General features: G+C 59.3%; 14 protein-coding genes. 8 read left to right on the forward strand and 6 right to left on the reverse strand.

Annotated elements, in window-relative coordinates; translation table 11 throughout:
- Nucleotides 1–1,307: zinc-dependent metalloprotease (locus LKK40_RS07635; RefSeq protein WP_304310122.1), on the reverse strand; the 1,307-nt coding region annotated here is incomplete at its 3' end.
- Between the two features lie 391 nt (nucleotides 1,308–1,698).
- Between LKK40_RS07635 and LKK40_RS07640 the strand changes: the two genes are divergently transcribed.
- Both LKK40_RS07640 and LKK40_RS07645 read left to right on the forward strand, forming a co-directional pair.
- Nucleotides 1,699–2,538, forward strand: a complete 840-nt coding sequence (locus LKK40_RS07640; RefSeq protein ID WP_304310205.1) for a S16 family serine protease — start codon at nucleotides 1,699–1,701, stop codon at nucleotides 2,536–2,538.
- Between the two features lie 148 nt (nucleotides 2,539–2,686).
- The gene (locus LKK40_RS07645) at nucleotides 2,687–3,112 is read left to right on the forward strand and encodes a DUF3052 domain-containing protein (RefSeq protein WP_162000712.1); all 426 of its coding nucleotides are present in this window, start codon (nucleotides 2,687–2,689) and stop codon (nucleotides 3,110–3,112) included.
- Nucleotides 3,113–3,808: 696 nt separating this feature from the next.
- On the opposite strand, the gene glyA is transcribed toward LKK40_RS07645, so the two are convergent.
- Both glyA and LKK40_RS07655 read right to left on the reverse strand, forming a co-directional pair.
- A complete protein-coding gene (glyA, locus tag LKK40_RS07650) occupies nucleotides 3,809–5,179 on the reverse strand; it encodes a serine hydroxymethyltransferase (RefSeq protein ID WP_368491397.1) in 1,371 nt (456 codons plus the stop codon).
- A gap of 372 nt (nucleotides 5,180–5,551) precedes the next feature.
- The gene (locus LKK40_RS07655; protein WP_304310123.1) at nucleotides 5,552–6,820 is read right to left on the reverse strand and encodes an OFA family MFS transporter; all 1,269 of its coding nucleotides are present in this window, start codon (nucleotides 6,818–6,820) and stop codon (nucleotides 5,552–5,554) included.
- A gap of 617 nt (nucleotides 6,821–7,437) precedes the next feature.
- Here LKK40_RS07655 and LKK40_RS07660 point away from each other — a divergent pair.
- Both LKK40_RS07660 and LKK40_RS07665 read left to right on the forward strand, forming a co-directional pair.
- Nucleotides 7,438–7,719: a type II toxin-antitoxin system Phd/YefM family antitoxin gene (locus LKK40_RS07660; protein WP_304310124.1), complete on the forward strand. Its 282-nt coding sequence runs from the start codon at nucleotides 7,438–7,440 to the stop codon at nucleotides 7,717–7,719.
- Complete coding sequence (locus tag LKK40_RS07665) at nucleotides 7,716–7,973, forward strand: Txe/YoeB family addiction module toxin (RefSeq protein ID WP_152580732.1); 258 nt, start codon at nucleotides 7,716–7,718, stop codon at nucleotides 7,971–7,973. The genes LKK40_RS07660 and LKK40_RS07665 overlap by 4 nt, the downstream gene beginning before the upstream one ends.
- 74 nt (nucleotides 7,974–8,047) lie before the next feature.
- Here the strand turns inward: LKK40_RS07665 and LKK40_RS07670 are convergent, their stop codons facing one another.
- Nucleotides 8,048–8,560 carry a nucleoside 2-deoxyribosyltransferase gene (locus LKK40_RS07670; protein WP_304310125.1) on the reverse strand — a complete coding sequence of 171 codons (513 nt, stop codon included), beginning with the start codon at nucleotides 8,558–8,560 and terminating at the stop codon, nucleotides 8,048–8,050.
- 297 nt (nucleotides 8,561–8,857) lie between these two features.
- On the opposite strand from LKK40_RS07670, the gene LKK40_RS07675 reads away from it, so the two are divergent.
- The 3 genes from LKK40_RS07675 to LKK40_RS07685 all read left to right on the forward strand — a co-directional run bounded on the left by LKK40_RS07675 (nucleotide 8,858) and on the right by LKK40_RS07685 (nucleotide 11,168).
- Nucleotides 8,858–9,370, forward strand: a complete 513-nt coding sequence (locus LKK40_RS07675) for a hypothetical protein (RefSeq protein ID WP_304310126.1) — start codon at nucleotides 8,858–8,860, stop codon at nucleotides 9,368–9,370.
- A 728-nt stretch (nucleotides 9,371–10,098) separates the two neighbouring features.
- Nucleotides 10,099–10,443 (forward strand): SPW repeat domain-containing protein, encoded by a 345-nt coding sequence (locus tag LKK40_RS07680; RefSeq protein WP_304310127.1) that lies wholly within the window; start codon nucleotides 10,099–10,101, stop codon nucleotides 10,441–10,443.
- A gap of 149 nt (nucleotides 10,444–10,592) precedes the next feature.
- Entirely contained in the window at nucleotides 10,593–11,168 is a 576-nt protein-coding gene (locus tag LKK40_RS07685) for a TetR/AcrR family transcriptional regulator (RefSeq protein WP_304310128.1), read from the forward strand.
- A gap of 132 nt (nucleotides 11,169–11,300) precedes the next feature.
- Here the strand turns inward: LKK40_RS07685 and LKK40_RS07690 are convergent, their stop codons facing one another.
- On the reverse strand, nucleotides 11,301–12,518 hold the full coding sequence (locus LKK40_RS07690) for an MFS transporter (RefSeq protein WP_304310129.1): 1,218 nt from the start codon (nucleotides 12,516–12,518) through the stop codon (nucleotides 11,301–11,303).
- Between the two features lie 179 nt (nucleotides 12,519–12,697).
- On the opposite strand from LKK40_RS07690, the gene LKK40_RS07695 reads away from it, so the two are divergent.
- The gene (locus LKK40_RS07695) at nucleotides 12,698–13,036 is read left to right on the forward strand and encodes an ArsR/SmtB family transcription factor (RefSeq protein ID WP_304310130.1); all 339 of its coding nucleotides are present in this window, start codon (nucleotides 12,698–12,700) and stop codon (nucleotides 13,034–13,036) included.
- A 178-nt stretch (nucleotides 13,037–13,214) separates the two neighbouring features.
- On the opposite strand, the gene LKK40_RS07700 is transcribed toward LKK40_RS07695, so the two are convergent.
- Complete coding sequence (locus tag LKK40_RS07700; RefSeq protein WP_304310131.1) at nucleotides 13,215–13,805, reverse strand: NADPH-dependent F420 reductase; 591 nt, start codon at nucleotides 13,803–13,805, stop codon at nucleotides 13,215–13,217.
- Nucleotides 13,806–14,046 lie beyond the last annotated feature (241 nt).

The following is a 14,046-nucleotide window of genomic DNA, read 5'->3' on the forward strand; positions in this document are numbered from 1 at the left end:
AGCTTGGGAAGCAGATCGGGGTGGCCCCATTTGGCGTCGCGCGCCTCGGCACCGTCGACGCTGCCAATGGTTTCCCAGAGCGCCGCAGCCTCGCGCATGCGCTTGGGCCGCAGCTGCATGCCAAGCAGCGATTCGAAAGTGCGCTCTGCCGGGCCGCCCACCGCGCGCTCGCGCCGCAGCATCTCGCGCAACTGCTCGATATGCGGGATATGGGCCATGCCGGCCTTCCACGTGACGCAGTCAACCCAGCCTTCGACCAGCGCGAGCAGATTCTCCAGGCTCGCCATGGCCTCCTGCTGCTCGGGCGTGTCGGGAATGCCGACCTTGGTAAGATTCACGGCACCCGCGATGGACTCGGGATTCATCGCGTCGGCGTCGCGCAGCTGCTCCTCCACAGCGTCCAAATCGATATCGACGCCCCGGGCGTACTTGCCGATCAGCGCCTCGAAGCGCGGCATCAGCCATGTGACATCGGCGAACAGACGGGCGTGCGCGACCTCCTGCAGCGCGAGGAATGCCAGCACTTCGTCCTGATCGATGTCCAGCTCATTGGCGTATTCCACGGCGTTCTGCGCGATGAGCGCACCCGCGGGGTTCTTCAGCAGGGCGATTCCCTGATCAAAGCTGCCGCGCACTTCGTGGGAGAGGTCGCCAGCCGCATGGCCCAGCTGCATCGCGTATGAGGTGTTGCCCAGCAGCTTGATGAGCTTGACCGGGTCCTTCATGCCCTCGGGAAGCGGAAGGGGCACCGGCCCCGCGAAGACTCCGGCGATCTCGCCGTCCAAGGCTCCGCCGAGCCGTTCGGAGAGAACGGCAGAGAGCGCGTCGCTCATCGACTGCGCGACAGGAGCGGCGAATTTCGCCCAGGCATCCACGGTGCCCTCCACCCAGCCGGCGCGCGTGAGCACCTGCGGCTCGCCCGGCGCTGGGTTGAAGGAGCAGGCCGTATCAAGCCAGAGGTTGGCCTCGCTCATGGCGCTGCGCACGGCCTGCCCATCCTGCGCGGCGACGGTGCGCTGCGAGCTGTCGTCATTGGCCTGCTGCAACGCAATCGACGTCGCCAGCTTGACGTTGATGGGCCCCTCAGCGACGGTGCGCTGCATATCGCTCACCGTGTTCAGCCCGCCGGCGGAGAAGGCCTGCATCAGGGCCTGCACCTCCTGTGGTTTGGGCAGATTGCTGGAATCCTGATTCATGAGCTGTGCGCGGACCTCTTCGGGAAGCTGGGAAATCTGGGTCCAGGCGACCTCGCCCTGAATCGGGCCGAAGCATTCAATCAGCCATTGGTGAATCGCGTTCTCGTCCATGCCCATCCATCCTTTGCTTGCGGCGGTGAGTCGTCGTTCTCCACCATATGTTACGCATTGTCCTTTACGCTTATTGTCCTCTACTTTAGACGTTTCGCTGAGGGAGACATGTGCAGAACCGGGAAAATCCGCCATTAGACGCGGCGGATGGTGTGGTCGCTGGCATGCGGCAAGCGCTTTCGGACGGCAATGCGCGAAATGAGGCGTACATTCGGCTGTTTGAATGAGGCATTTGGGCAGGGGAGCCATCATACTGATGCCTATGTCGGTTATGCATGCACACGAGGAGCAGCCGCAGTCGGGCGACGCGCGGACGCCGGAGCAGTCCCAGTCTCAGCCACGGGACGCAGCCCAAGAGCAGCCGGGGTTTCTCGGCCGTAGCATGCACGCCATGCGCTCGTATTTCGCATCGAGTTCCTTGCGCTATATGGCAGGCCTGATATGTCTGACGTTGTGCGTGATTGCGTTGGTGCTGCCCAGCCCCTACGTCGTGGAATCGCCGGGGCCGACACGCGATGTGCTCGGCACAAGCGGCGGCGAGCCGATCATTACGATGTCAGGCGTGCCGCATGGCTCCGGCGCGGCTGATGGCGACCAGCACCGCGACACAGGCAAGCTGCTGCTGGTGACCGTCAACGCTAACGGGATTCCCGGCTCGCCGGTCACTAATGCGCAGGCGTTGCTGGCGTGGCTGAATGCGCATAAGGAGATCACGCCGAGCGAAGCGGTGTTCCCGGTGGGCCAGGATGCCAAACAGTACAAGAAACATGCACAAGGCGAGATGACCGGGTCGCAGGATGCCGCCAAAACCGCGGCTTTGAACTACGCCAAAGGTCTCGGCATCGACGTCTCGGGAGTGAAGGTCTCGATGCATGTCGATAATATCGGCGGTCCTTCGGCGGGCATGATGTACAGCCTGGGACTGATCGACAAGCTCACTGCAGCGCAGGAGACCGGTGGCAAGACGATTGCCGGCACCGGTACCATCGACACCAAAGGCGAGGTCGGCGCGATAGGCGGCATTCGGCTCAAGATGCTTGGCGCGAAACGCGACGGGGCCACGTGGTTCCTCGCCCCGAAGGCGGACTGCAACGAGGTTGTGAGGCATGTGCCCAAGGGCCTGCGCGACGTGCAGGTGTCCACGCTGGACGAGGCGTACAAGGCCGTAGTCGCCATCGGCCAAGGCAAAGGCGACGCGCTGCCGCATTGCGTGGCGGTCGCCAAGCGATAACCGGGGTATGCGTGCGTCCAGAGTCCGGTCTGGGCCGATGTGGCATGCGAAATTCCATGCTGTACGGTGGCTTGGAAACGCGAGGGATGACCACATGGTGATATCTCGACTGGGCGTGTAACGCAACTGTTCGTAGCGTCTTGCTAAGATGCCTACTGTGAATGAAACGGCATCTCAAAACGCTGAAGAATTCGGTTTTCGCGCTGGCGACATCGTACAGGAATGGCTGTGGGACGATGACGTCAACGACGCGATTCGCACCAAGATCGAAGCCCTGACCGGCGAGGATCTGGTGGATGAGGATTACGATTCCGCCGTAGACGGAGTGATCATCTGGTGGCGCGATGGCGATGACGAAGACGGACTCGCCGATACTATCGTCGACGCCTATGGCGTCTTGGGTGAGGATGGCCCCTTGTGGGTGCTGACTCCCAAGCCCGGGCGGCCTGGCGCTGCCAACCCCAATATCGTGCTGTCCGCTGCAAAAACCGCTGGAATGAATGGCGCCACGCCCCTGACTGTCGCCCCCGACTGGAACGGGATACGCCTGCGTCCCTTCGGCAAAGGCCGTTGAGGCTTCGGGCGCTAAGACTTTGGACGCTGCGTATTCGGCGTCCATCGTTGCTGCCTCGATAGGGCTTATGGGGTCTGAACGGACGTACACGATATGCATTGCTGCGTCCGCAGTATTCATTAGGTGTTTTTTTTGGGAATCTATGGTTTCATACCTTGAGTCTCCTGTATGCAGATTCCTAAGAATGGCGTTATTCTGCCAAAATGCTACATATCACATTCATGGTCTACTTTGCGAAGGGCCTAATGAACGAAAAAAAGACCTAATGAATGGATGCAGCAGCTTTGCTGCTTCAACAGACGCATTCACTCGGTAGCCAGCAGCCGCGCGACCAAAATCAACATTCATTAGGTCTTTTTTTCGTTCATTAGGTTGATGCGAAAGTATGCGTTCACCATACTGTTTGCGAAAGCCTTGCAATTCCGCCGATTCTGAGTGTGTGACAATAGGCGACACAGCCTTGAATGCCCGTGCGCATGCGGAAATCCACCTAATGAACGGCGAGCTCCGTGAAAATGAGGGACCGAGGGGCCTGTCAAGTCCGAGTTACACTCAATGCAAGATAACAAACACGCGGCTCAGCTGCGGCAGAGAATAAACGACATAATGGGCACGTCACAATACGAAGACGCGGCCGCGCGCGCACCCGTGATTGTATGAATACTGGGTGCACACGCGGCTGCGTATATAGGCCACTCAGTCGATCTGATCGAGGCCGGGGTAGAGCGGGAAGTCTTCGGTCAGCTTGACGACGCGAGCGTGCAGCGCCTCGGTGTCGGCGGAAAGACCCTGCGCCAGTGCGGTGCCGATGATGTCGGCCACTTCGCGGTACTGTTCCTCACCGAAGCCGCGCGTTGCCAACGCCGACGTGCCGATGCGCAGGCCTGAGGCGACCGAGGCCGGGCGCGGGTCGAAGGGCACGGTGTTGCGGTTGACCGTGATGCCGCACTGCGCGAGCAGGTCCTCGCCCTGCTGGCCGTCCAGCTCGCTGTTGCGCAAGTCGGCCATGACCAGATGCACGTCGGTGCCGCCCGTGAGCACGCTGATGCCGTTGGCTTTCACATCGGCAGCGCGGAGCCGTTCCGCGAGAATCTTGGCACCATCAAGCGTGCGCTGCATGCGGTCCTTGAATGCGTCGCTGCCGGCGATGGCGAAGGCGACGGCCTTGGCGGCGATCACATGCATGAGCGGGCCGCCCTGCTGACCGGGGAATACGGCGGAATTGAGCTTCTTGGCATACTCCGAGCGCGCGAGAATGAACCCGGAGCGCGGGCCGCCCAAGGTCTTATGCGCGGTTGAGGAGACGACATCGGCGTACGGTACGGGACTGGGGTGCAGTCCGGTCGCCACCAGTCCGGCGAAGTGGGCCATATCCACCCAGAACTTCGCGCCGACCTCATCAGCGATTTCTTTCATCGCCGCGAAATCCTCGATGCGCGGGTAGGCGCTCCAACCGCCGATGATTAGGGCCGGATGGGTTTCCAGCGCGCGCTGGCGGATGGTGTCTGGGTCGATGCGGTAGGTCTCCGGGTTCACGCCATAGGATTCGGCATGATAGAAACGCCCGGAGAAGTTGATCTTCATGCCGTGCGTCAGATGACCGCCGTGGTCGAGCGCGAGGCCGAGCACCGTGTCGCCGGGCTTGATGAGCGCCTGATAGACGGCGGCGTTGGCCTGCGCGCCCGAATGCGGCTGCACGTTCGCGTATTCCGCGTTGAACAGCGCCTTGGCCCGGTCGCGGGCGAGCGTTTCGACCTGGTCGACGACCTCGCATCCGCCGTAGTAGCGCCGCCCCGGGTAGCCTTCCGCATACTTGTTCGTCAGCACCGAACCCTGCGCCTGCAGCACCGCGCGCGGCACGAAGTTTTCGGAGGCGATCATCTCAAGGCCCTCCTGCTGGCGGCGCAATTCGCCGTCGAGCAGCGCGGCGATCTCGGGATCGGCCTGCGCGATCGGGGCGTTGAATATGTCGCTCGGAGTCTGTGCTAGGGGACGCTCAACGAACTGAGCGGATTCGGCGGATCCAGCGGATTGTGTCACAGTGGATGTGGAAGTGGTTGCGGTCATACATGCTTCCTAACGTGCTAGCGGTTTGGACAGTGGTTTCAGTTGTGCTTCCGATATGCATTGTACCGGTTTCGCCGAGGAGGGGAAGGGCGTTGATGGGGCGCATCGGCTGCGGGGGAATCGGGCTAGAGGCGTGCATCCTGCCCTTCAGACAGTACAAACCCCGCACTAACTCGACCTTTATGGCGGGCGGAGGCGTTAGGCGCAGAGCCCTGTGGGCTCTGCGTAGCCGACGCCGAGGGCCCTCCAAGGGCCCGAGGAAACAACGGAGATCACTCTTGGACAGTCGTTGAGTCGGTCATACGTCACAAAACCGTATGAGGGCCAAACTAGTGCAGGAACTGTGACGCATAAACGCTACCCACCACCCAATCACGCAACAACCGGCTCGCGCTTCTTGACGCGCGACACCAGCCAGATGGATACGGCCGCAACCGCATAGAGCAGTGCGAGGATGGGAATTAGCGCGCTGTAGCGATGCGTCTGGTCGGAGGCGTGGCTGACGACGAAGGAGGCCAGCTGATTGCCCGACAGTCCGGCGATGGCCCACGCGCTCAGCGCCAGTCCGTGTGTGGTGGAGACTGCGGTGATGCCGAAGTGCTGGTCGAGCAGCACCGGCAGCGTGGAGAAGCCGCCGCCGTACCCGGCATTGACGAGGAAGAGCATGGCCAGCACGGCCCAGAGCAGCGCCCGGTCGATGCTGTGCGTGCCGATCTGCAGCAGGCACACCGCGATGGACATGGCGAAGATGATCAGATACACGGTTTCGCGCCGCTTGAGGTGGTCGGAAAGCGTGGAGAAGCCGATGCGTCCAAGCGTGTTGAACACGGCGTCGACCGCCAGCACCGTGCCGACGATGCCCGCAATGGCGACTGAGAGCTTGTCTGCGCTCAGGCCCGCGTACTTCGGCATCTGGCTGAGCACATCGTGCAGGATGTCCTTCTCTTGCGAGATCAGCGCCAGCCCGCAGGTGATATTGATGTAGAAGGCGAGCCAGATGCCCCAGAACACGGGCTTCTTCATGATGCTTCGGCGGCTGACCTGCGCCTCGGGATGGTAGACGTAGCCTTGCGGGCGCTTGATGAGCAGGAATCCGGCGAACATCATCACGGCGTAGACGGCTGCCAGAATGTAGAACATCGCGACCAGTCCGACCGAGGCGATGAGATACTCCATCACTGGGCTGGCGATGGCCTTGGCCAGACCGAAGCCCGCCACCGCGATGCCAGTAGCCAGGCCCTTGTTGTTCGAGAACCACAGCATGAGGTTCTTCACCGGCACGAGGTAGCCGATGCCAAGCCCCACGCCCATAATCGCGCCGTAGCAGATGAACACGCCCGGCAGGAAATTCAACGCGATGCTCAGGCCCGTGCCGGCGAACCCGACGACGAAGCAGACCATCGAGACCAGCGCGGACTTCTTGATATCGCGCTCCACCATAGGTCCGAGGAAGGCGGCCGACATGCCCAGGAAGAATATGGCGAGCGAAAAGCCCCATTCGATGGTGCTTGCGGGCGCGTGCATGCGGTCCGCGATGAGCTGCTTGAATACGCTCCAGCAGTACACGGTGCCTATCGAAACGTGAATCAGGAGTGCTGGCGCAATGGCCCGCGTCCAACGATTATCGGCGATACGTGACATGGAATCCTCTCTCTGTTTTCTCTTATTGTGCAGAGGGCGCGCAGCAGGACAGCCGAGCCACGCAGTTTCGCGCAGATTTATGGCGCGGTGATGTGCAGCTCGGTGGTGTGTGATGGTGTATGCGCGAGAGCAAGATTGTTGCTGTGCTCTGGAAACACTGTGTCGTTTGGGCGCAGTGTTTCTTGCTGCATTGTTGAGTGGATTGGCTGATGAATTGGTTGCTTGCGCTCTCTACACGAAACAAAATAACACGACGGCAGTGCGTTCTGCCAGGCCGTTGTTGCGACACGCTGGGGGCTAATCGCGCAGTGTGATGTGGGACACAGGTAAATGTTCGATTGTGTTAGTTTTTACTGTTCTGTTACTTGCTGTTGAGCGTGTGATGTTGTGTGAGAATATGCGTAAAAACATTGCAAATACAGAGTTTTACGTGTGCTATAACTTTTGCTGATAATATTTCCGTATTCTGTAAGCGAACAATGTGAAGGCGTGTCGTGTGAAGTTCTGTCGTGCGGCAGTGCTTCGGATTTTCCCAAATTTTTCCGCCAAATCGAATGTAATGCTTTTACGTATTGAATGGTACAATATTATGTACAAGTACTGTTTTGGAGGCAATCATGGTGCAGGCGGTCGCATACAGCAATTTCCGCAAGGATCTCAAATCGTATATGCGCAAGGTCAACGAGGATTCGGACATGCTGCTCGTGACCAATACGAATCCGGATGACGACGTCGTGGTGATGAGCGCCGCCGATTACGACTCGATGATGGAGACGCTGCGCGTCTATCAGAACCCCTACCTGCGCAACAAGATCACGCATGGACTTGAGCAGGTGCGTCAGGGGCGGGTTCGGGAGCATGTGTTGCTCGATGGTGACGGTTCCGGGGCGTCGGCATGATTATTGCGTGGACGCAGGATGCGTGGGGCGACTACCTGTTTTGGCAGTCGCAGGATCGCAAGACGCTCAAGCGAATCAACAGGCTCATCAACGATATGTGCAACCACCCATTCGAAGGCATCGGCAAACCGGAAGCGTTGCGATGGGGGCTACAAGGCGCATGGTCCCGGCGTATCGATTCGGCGAACCGCATCGTGTACACGGTTGTTGAGGGGCGGTTGTGCATTATTTCCGCGCGGGACCATTACGAGTGAGCGAGTCTGAATGATTTTGTATTTTGGATACTGTGGTAGTGCGAAGTGTTTCAGGAGAGCCGCAGTTCAGAACCTCAGAACTGCTTGAACTCGGGCTGCATGTGCTCGCCGGTTTCGAGCCAATGGGCAAGGTCATCGGGACCGGCGAACACCTCGCTCACTGACTGCGCGATCATGAGATTGATGGTGTCCGAAGGCTTGACGCCTTCGTAGTAGCCGTAGACCGGCATGCCGCGGCTGTAGGCATAGCCGATTTCGAACATGGTGCCGGTATCGCCGTCGATGAGGTTGGCGATGACCGCGTCGGAGTCGTGGATGCCGTCGATATCCTGTTCGAAGCAGAACCTGGGCCATGCGGCGTCGTGCTCGCGCTTGTCCGCCTCGCCGAACCTGGGCTTGAACAGTTTCCTGCCGCGTGATTCAAGGACGGCTTCCAACCGCTCCATGCTGTGGATCTCCTCGTCATTGAAGAATGGCCCTGCGACATAGAAATCGTAGTGTTCGTGGGCTTCTTGAGGTTCTTGGGGTTTGGCTTGTGCATCGAGGGTTTGGTCATCGGTTGGGACGGGTGCAGCGGCTGCGGTCATCGGCAGGCCTTTCGTAAATGCGGAAGATGAAATTACTAGCTGGGTATCAGTATGCCGCAGGGTCACGTCGGTTGCGTGAGCTGTAGCGGCGGTCGCGAAATGAATAATGCATCCTGAAATCACAGCAATTGGGAATCGCGTCAGATATTGTAGGCTGTGCTATGGGGTTCCATACTGGTCGGGGCAATCGTAGTCTGGTTGCCCTTATTGCTGCCTTCGTGCAAGACAGCATGCAGAACTCATTCGTGAGCGACCAGTATTCGACTCGATCGATTATCTACTAGCAAGGGGCATGAAATGAGCACTCTAGTCATTGTCGAGTCGCATTTCAGCAATACGTGGAGCATCGGCGAGGCCATCGCCGGTGCGCTTCCCGATGCGACGCTGCTCCGGGTTGATAATGCGCCCAAGCGGATTGACCCCAGTGTGGAGCTGCTGATTCTTGGGGCTCCGACGCACGCGTTCACGCTTTCCAGTAGCGCAAGCCGGACCTCGGCGCTGGAGCGGAAGACTGCCGGGGCGCAGGCGGCGAGAAGGGGTGGCTTCCATGCCAGCTCGATTGGGCTGCGCGAGTGGATTGCTGAGGCCTCCATCCCGGGTACGACCAAGGTGCTTACCTTCGACACGTGCGTTGCAGGGGCAGGAACGCTGTTCGGGCAGGCGGCCAAGAAAGCCGTCGCAAGACTCGTTGCGAACGGCGTGAATGCACAGTATGGGTCGACTTTCTGGGTCACTGGCGCCGACCAGCTGCGCGCAGAAGAGACGGAGCGCGCAGCCGCATGGGCGCGAGGCTTTAAGGCGGGGGAGTGAGACGGCTTGGCAGCGTACGTTTCATGTCACGCAAGCGTGTGCCGTATTGGAAAACGTACACTGAGCCGACGTTATCGTACGTTTTCCGATACGGCCTTCGTGAACGTGCGGGAAAACGTACGGTGAAGTTCGCTTGCTGACATAGGACCTTGTAGATGGTCGAAAATGATCGCCGTGCTGGGCTAGCGGGCTCATGAACTGCGCAGGCATGTGCTTAAGACAGCAGTCGGACAATGACCAAGCTGCACGCCAACTCCTGCAGCTCTTTAATGTCTGTAATGTTTCCAAGGTCCTCAGTGGCGTTGCCGTCTGCATCCGCTGACTTCCCATGTGGCTCCATGCCTACAGTGTATTTTCTAGAGTTCACTCTAGGTCAAGCCACTGCAGGAAGCGGGCCGAGCTCATTGGCCATGATTTGCTTGACAATCATTGGCGACACGCCGGTGCGCGGGCATGAGTCATTGAACTGCCGCGAATCACGGAGAGAGTCACGACAGTCGCAGTCGGGTGGTGAGTCGTGCCGCACAACATGCCGATTACCCATGCCTTGGTGCTGTGGACAGAAAGCTTTCTGACTGCGCCAATGCAGATATCCCCATCTGCATTATCTGCACTGCTTTGTGCCATTGGCATAACCGCATTCCAGATAACGCTACACAAAATGTAGTGCTATATTTTATGTAGCGCTACATAAGAAGTAGCGTTGTGACGAGTTTAGGAGGCATATCATGGCTGCTGTAACGAATGTTCAGTGGAAGACATGGCAAGATTGGGTCAATGTGGCTGCTGGCGTGGTGCTGGCATTGTCGCCAGTGTGGGCGTCGTTCAACTCAGCGTCGGCCTGGCCGATTGTCGCAGGCATTGTCATCGCTGTTGTGGGATTGTGGGCGCTGGGCACTTCGGCGTCGAAGACTGCTGAATGGGTACAGGTCGTAGTAGCGGTGATCACCTTCATCCTGCCGTGGATTGGCAAATTCGCGACGGCTACGGGAGCTTGGTGGACATGGATTCTTGCTGTGATCGTGCTCGCTCTCGCACTGTGGTCCATGTATCAATACAACAAAGAGGCGTAACTCTCTAACGAAATACTGTGTGATAACGCATGCACCGTTCCTGGAATCACAGGGGCGGTGCATTTGCGTATCTGCATCGGCGAATGTCCGTGTCGGTGATTATTCATAAGTATCATTATCACAACAGAAAATCGCGTCCAAAGAGGACAATGAAAATCATGACTGAACGGGGCCAGCGTATCCGCCACGAGACGGATGTCAAAATCAAGCGGGCTGCGCTGGATATTGCCCTGTCTATGGGCACCGATGCCATCACCATCAAGGAGATTTCCAGACGCTCCGGGGTGGCTACCACCACTATTTACCGACGTTACGCCAATACGAAGGATCTGCTGAATAATCTGTTCATGCCAGATGTTGTGGAATCGCCATCGTTTGGCGAGTCCACGCCGTCCAAGGCAAGCTTGCGCATGCTGATGGCCGGGCTAGCCGATTATCTCGAAGGCACCGTCGGTCTGAAAACCGTTGGCGCGGTGATGGCTACGGATTCCGTGCTCTTCCGCAGCATCCTGTCGAGCATCATCACGCCCGCCAGACATAAAGTAGAGGAATACCTGCAACGAGGTGTCGCCGAGGGTATTTTTCGTGACGGTCTCAATATGGAAATCGTCCTTGACCTGATCTGGGGATCCACTGTTGCCCATGCGCTGCTGCACGGCGACGTAACCGACAAGTGGACACGCGAGATCACCGATTGCATCTGGACCGCAATCGCTCACGTATAGGTCACGAATACGATGCGCCGTTACCGCGGCATGCCACGGCGGTACCGTCATCGCAGCCGGAACTAACTGACTTTCTTTGACTGATGTGAGCCCCATGCGGTCAAACGCCATGCAACTAATATGAAGGGGCTGTTATCTTGAGGGTTTCGATATCGGCTGGCTGGTGAGGCTGGGCACAATGAACAAAACGAGCGCTGGCAGACAAGCGGCAAGGATGCCGAGCGGCAGGTAGCTGCCGGTGATGCTGACGAGCAGGGCGGCGGCGGATGAGGCGGCGAACTGGGCGAGGTATTGAGCGGAGCCGTTCAGGGCCAGAATGGTGCCGCGGGCGCGGGGGTCGAGTGTGGCGGCCAGCGTGGTCAGGGCCGGCTGCCCGGCCACGATGTCAAGGCTCCACACGAAGTTGCCGATGATGGACAGCGGCAGTGCCGGGCTGAGGCTCATGAGTAGTACGCCGACTGCGGATACGGCAGCGCAGACGATGAGATGTGTGAATGTGCCCCAATAGGACAGGAGTCTGCCGCCGCCGACCGATCCTGCTACGCCGGCGATGCCAGCGGCGAGCATGATGCCGCTCATCGTGGCGGTCGTGACGCCGAATCTGGACTGGTAGAAGGCTCCTATCGAGGTGAACAGGATCGCAAGCCCCGTGTTCCACAGGAATGTCGCGGCCAGAACGAGCAGGGTTGGTCGGCTGGACAGAGCTGTATGCAGCAGCTGCAGCATGCCAGAGCCCGCACGTCCGAGGCTGGTCGATGCCGTGGCCTTGCTTGCGAAGATATTTGTGGCGGGCAGGAGGCAGCAAGCCCCCAGAATCGCGATGGCATGGAACACCCACGGCCAGCCGACCGCCGAGGCAAGTAGTGCGCCCAGCGGCACGCCAATGACGGTGGAGGCGGGCATCAGGCCCATGACCAGTCCGATGTTCGCGCCCCGCGTGGCATCGGTGGAACGCTCGGACACCTCAGCAAACACGCTCGGCATCACCGCGCCAGCCCCGGCGCCCGCCACCGCGCGACTTGCCAAGGCCAGAGCGAAACCGTGCGCGAAGCCCGTCAACGCCGTGCCCACAGCGAACAGCACGATACCGGCAACGGCTATCCGGCGGCGGCCGGACCGGTCAGCCAATGCGCCGAAGAACGGACTCGTCAGCGCATAGGCAAGCGCATACGCGGCCACCAGCAGGCTCGACAATCCGGTCGAGACGCTCCACTGATGAAGCATCATCGGAGCGATAGGCGCAACCACCATCGAATCGCTCCCCACGAGGAAGGCCAGAATGCCGCCGACGATGATCGCCGGTGTCGGCTGCCGGGAGGGAGCGTTTTCTTGAGTGGGAAGATTCACCATAATTGTCTGCTTTCTATCTACTACTTTCGCAATGCGAATCGGCTGCATAGATGTCGGCCGATGGCGTTGTTCGGTGCACGCTACCCAAAATGCGATATCCAATACTTTAAGTTCGATGTTCGACGAATATAGTTTATCTTGATACACTGGGACGACAACCACACAGGAGGTAATGAGCGATGGCGTTGCTCCCGCAACCGACAGCAGACGAACTGGACCTTTCGACGGTGCTTCATGCGCTGAGTGACCGGACGCGGCGTCGCATCCTTGCCGAGCTGGTTTCGGGTCCTCGCCGTTGCGGCAGCTTCGACTTGCCAATCGCGAAGTCCTCCGTGTCGCACCATTTCAAAGTGCTGCGAGATAGTGGACTGATCCGGGTCGAGGCGCAGGGCAATACTCGCACCGCCACATTGCGCCGAGACGATATCGAAGCACGCTTCCCAGGGCTGCTTGCCGTAACGGGCATTCTTGACACTGATCAAACGGCGGCGAATCTACGCAATCGTGATGCGCATTGAAAACGTTGAGGCCCTTGAATCTTTTGCGATTCAAGGGCCTCGTGGTTATTTGGATAGGAGCCACGCATGCATATGTATGTGTGGCTCCGTTAGGATTGGCTTGTTTCCGAACGTCTTAGCGACGGCTGGCTGCTGCTGATGGTGCTACTGCTGCCGGAGTCGTTGCCAAGTCTGCCGCTTATGCGCGCTGCAGCTTCAGGCTGATGGCGGTTCCCAGGCCTTGGACGTAGGCGAGCTGGATCTGCAATTCAGCCAGCGGCTCAAGCAGACGCGCGTTTTCCAGCGGGCCGACGGGCACGGCGTCGAAGCCGAGTGAAGTGAGGTATTCGACGACAGTCTTCACGGCCTCTTCGTCGTCGCCTGCGACCGGCGCGAAAATCGAGCCTGCGGGGAACGCGGCGGGGTCGTGGTTCGGGGCCAGCACGGTGTCGAGCGCCTTGACCACCTTGGCGCCGGCCAGATGCTTGGCGACCTCTTCGCCTCCGGAAGTGGTGAAGCCGACGGTCAGCGCGGTGAAGTCCGGGGTCAGCGGGTTGGTCGCGTCGATGACGACTTTGCCAGACAGCGCCTGTGCCCACTCCTCGGGCAATTCCAGAGCGGCTTGATACGGCAGCGCCAGCGCCACGACGTCGGCGGCGCCGATCGCGGCTACTGCGGTCTCGGCTTCGGTTTTGCTCGTGAGCGTGGTGACCTGGTGACCGGCCTGCTCGGACCGCCGTGCCAGAGGGCCGCCGACGTTTCCGGTTCCGATGATGACGATGTTTGCCATGATGATGCTCCTTGTTGATTGCTTGAACGTATTGCTTGCATTCGGCCCGAGTCGGTTGTTCTTCTCGGGCTGTCTTGGTGACAATGTCAATCCTTGTCGATGCTGCAAGTTTTATCGAGAGCCAAACTGCGAAGGTAATGATCGTGAACTACGATCAGAGCAACGCAATAATTGCAGATCGGTTATTGACAATCGTCGAAAACAGATAGAAACAACAGCTAGAAACAGATGGAGAGGGGCT

Origin of the sequence: Bifidobacterium tibiigranuli (assembly GCF_022655035.1) — a bacterium.
In the GTDB taxonomy this organism is placed as follows: Bacteria; Actinomycetota; Actinomycetes; order Actinomycetales; family Bifidobacteriaceae; genus Bifidobacterium; species Bifidobacterium tibiigranuli_A.

Coding starts and splice junctions, on each gene's coding strand:
- LKK40_RS07640 (WP_304310205.1), top strand. CDS start 1,699: ATGCGCTCGTATTTCGCATCGAGTTCCTTGCGCTATATGGCAGGCCTG.
- LKK40_RS07645 (WP_162000712.1), top strand. CDS start 2,687: ATGCCTACTGTGAATGAAACGGCATCTCAAAACGCTGAAGAATTCGGT.
- LKK40_RS07690 (WP_304310129.1), bottom strand. CDS start 12,518: ATGGTGAATCTTCCCACTCAAGAAAACGCTCCCTCCCGGCAGCCGACA.
- LKK40_RS07655 (WP_304310123.1), bottom strand. CDS start 6,820: ATGTCACGTATCGCCGATAATCGTTGGACGCGGGCCATTGCGCCAGCA.
- LKK40_RS07660 (WP_304310124.1), top strand. CDS start 7,438: ATGGTGCAGGCGGTCGCATACAGCAATTTCCGCAAGGATCTCAAATCG.
- LKK40_RS07700 (WP_304310131.1), bottom strand. CDS start 13,805: ATGGCAAACATCGTCATCATCGGAACCGGAAACGTCGGCGGCCCTCTG.
- glyA (WP_368491397.1), bottom strand. CDS start 5,179: ATGACCGCAACCACTTCCACATCCACTGTGACACAATCCGCTGGATCC.
- LKK40_RS07665 (WP_152580732.1), top strand. CDS start 7,716: ATGATTATTGCGTGGACGCAGGATGCGTGGGGCGACTACCTGTTTTGG.
- LKK40_RS07675 (WP_304310126.1), top strand. CDS start 8,858: ATGAGCACTCTAGTCATTGTCGAGTCGCATTTCAGCAATACGTGGAGC.
- LKK40_RS07695 (WP_304310130.1), top strand. CDS start 12,698: ATGGCGTTGCTCCCGCAACCGACAGCAGACGAACTGGACCTTTCGACG.
- LKK40_RS07670 (WP_304310125.1), bottom strand. CDS start 8,560: ATGACCGCAGCCGCTGCACCCGTCCCAACCGATGACCAAACCCTCGAT.
- LKK40_RS07685 (WP_304310128.1), top strand. CDS start 10,593: ATGAAAATCATGACTGAACGGGGCCAGCGTATCCGCCACGAGACGGAT.
- LKK40_RS07680 (WP_304310127.1), top strand. CDS start 10,099: ATGGCTGCTGTAACGAATGTTCAGTGGAAGACATGGCAAGATTGGGTC.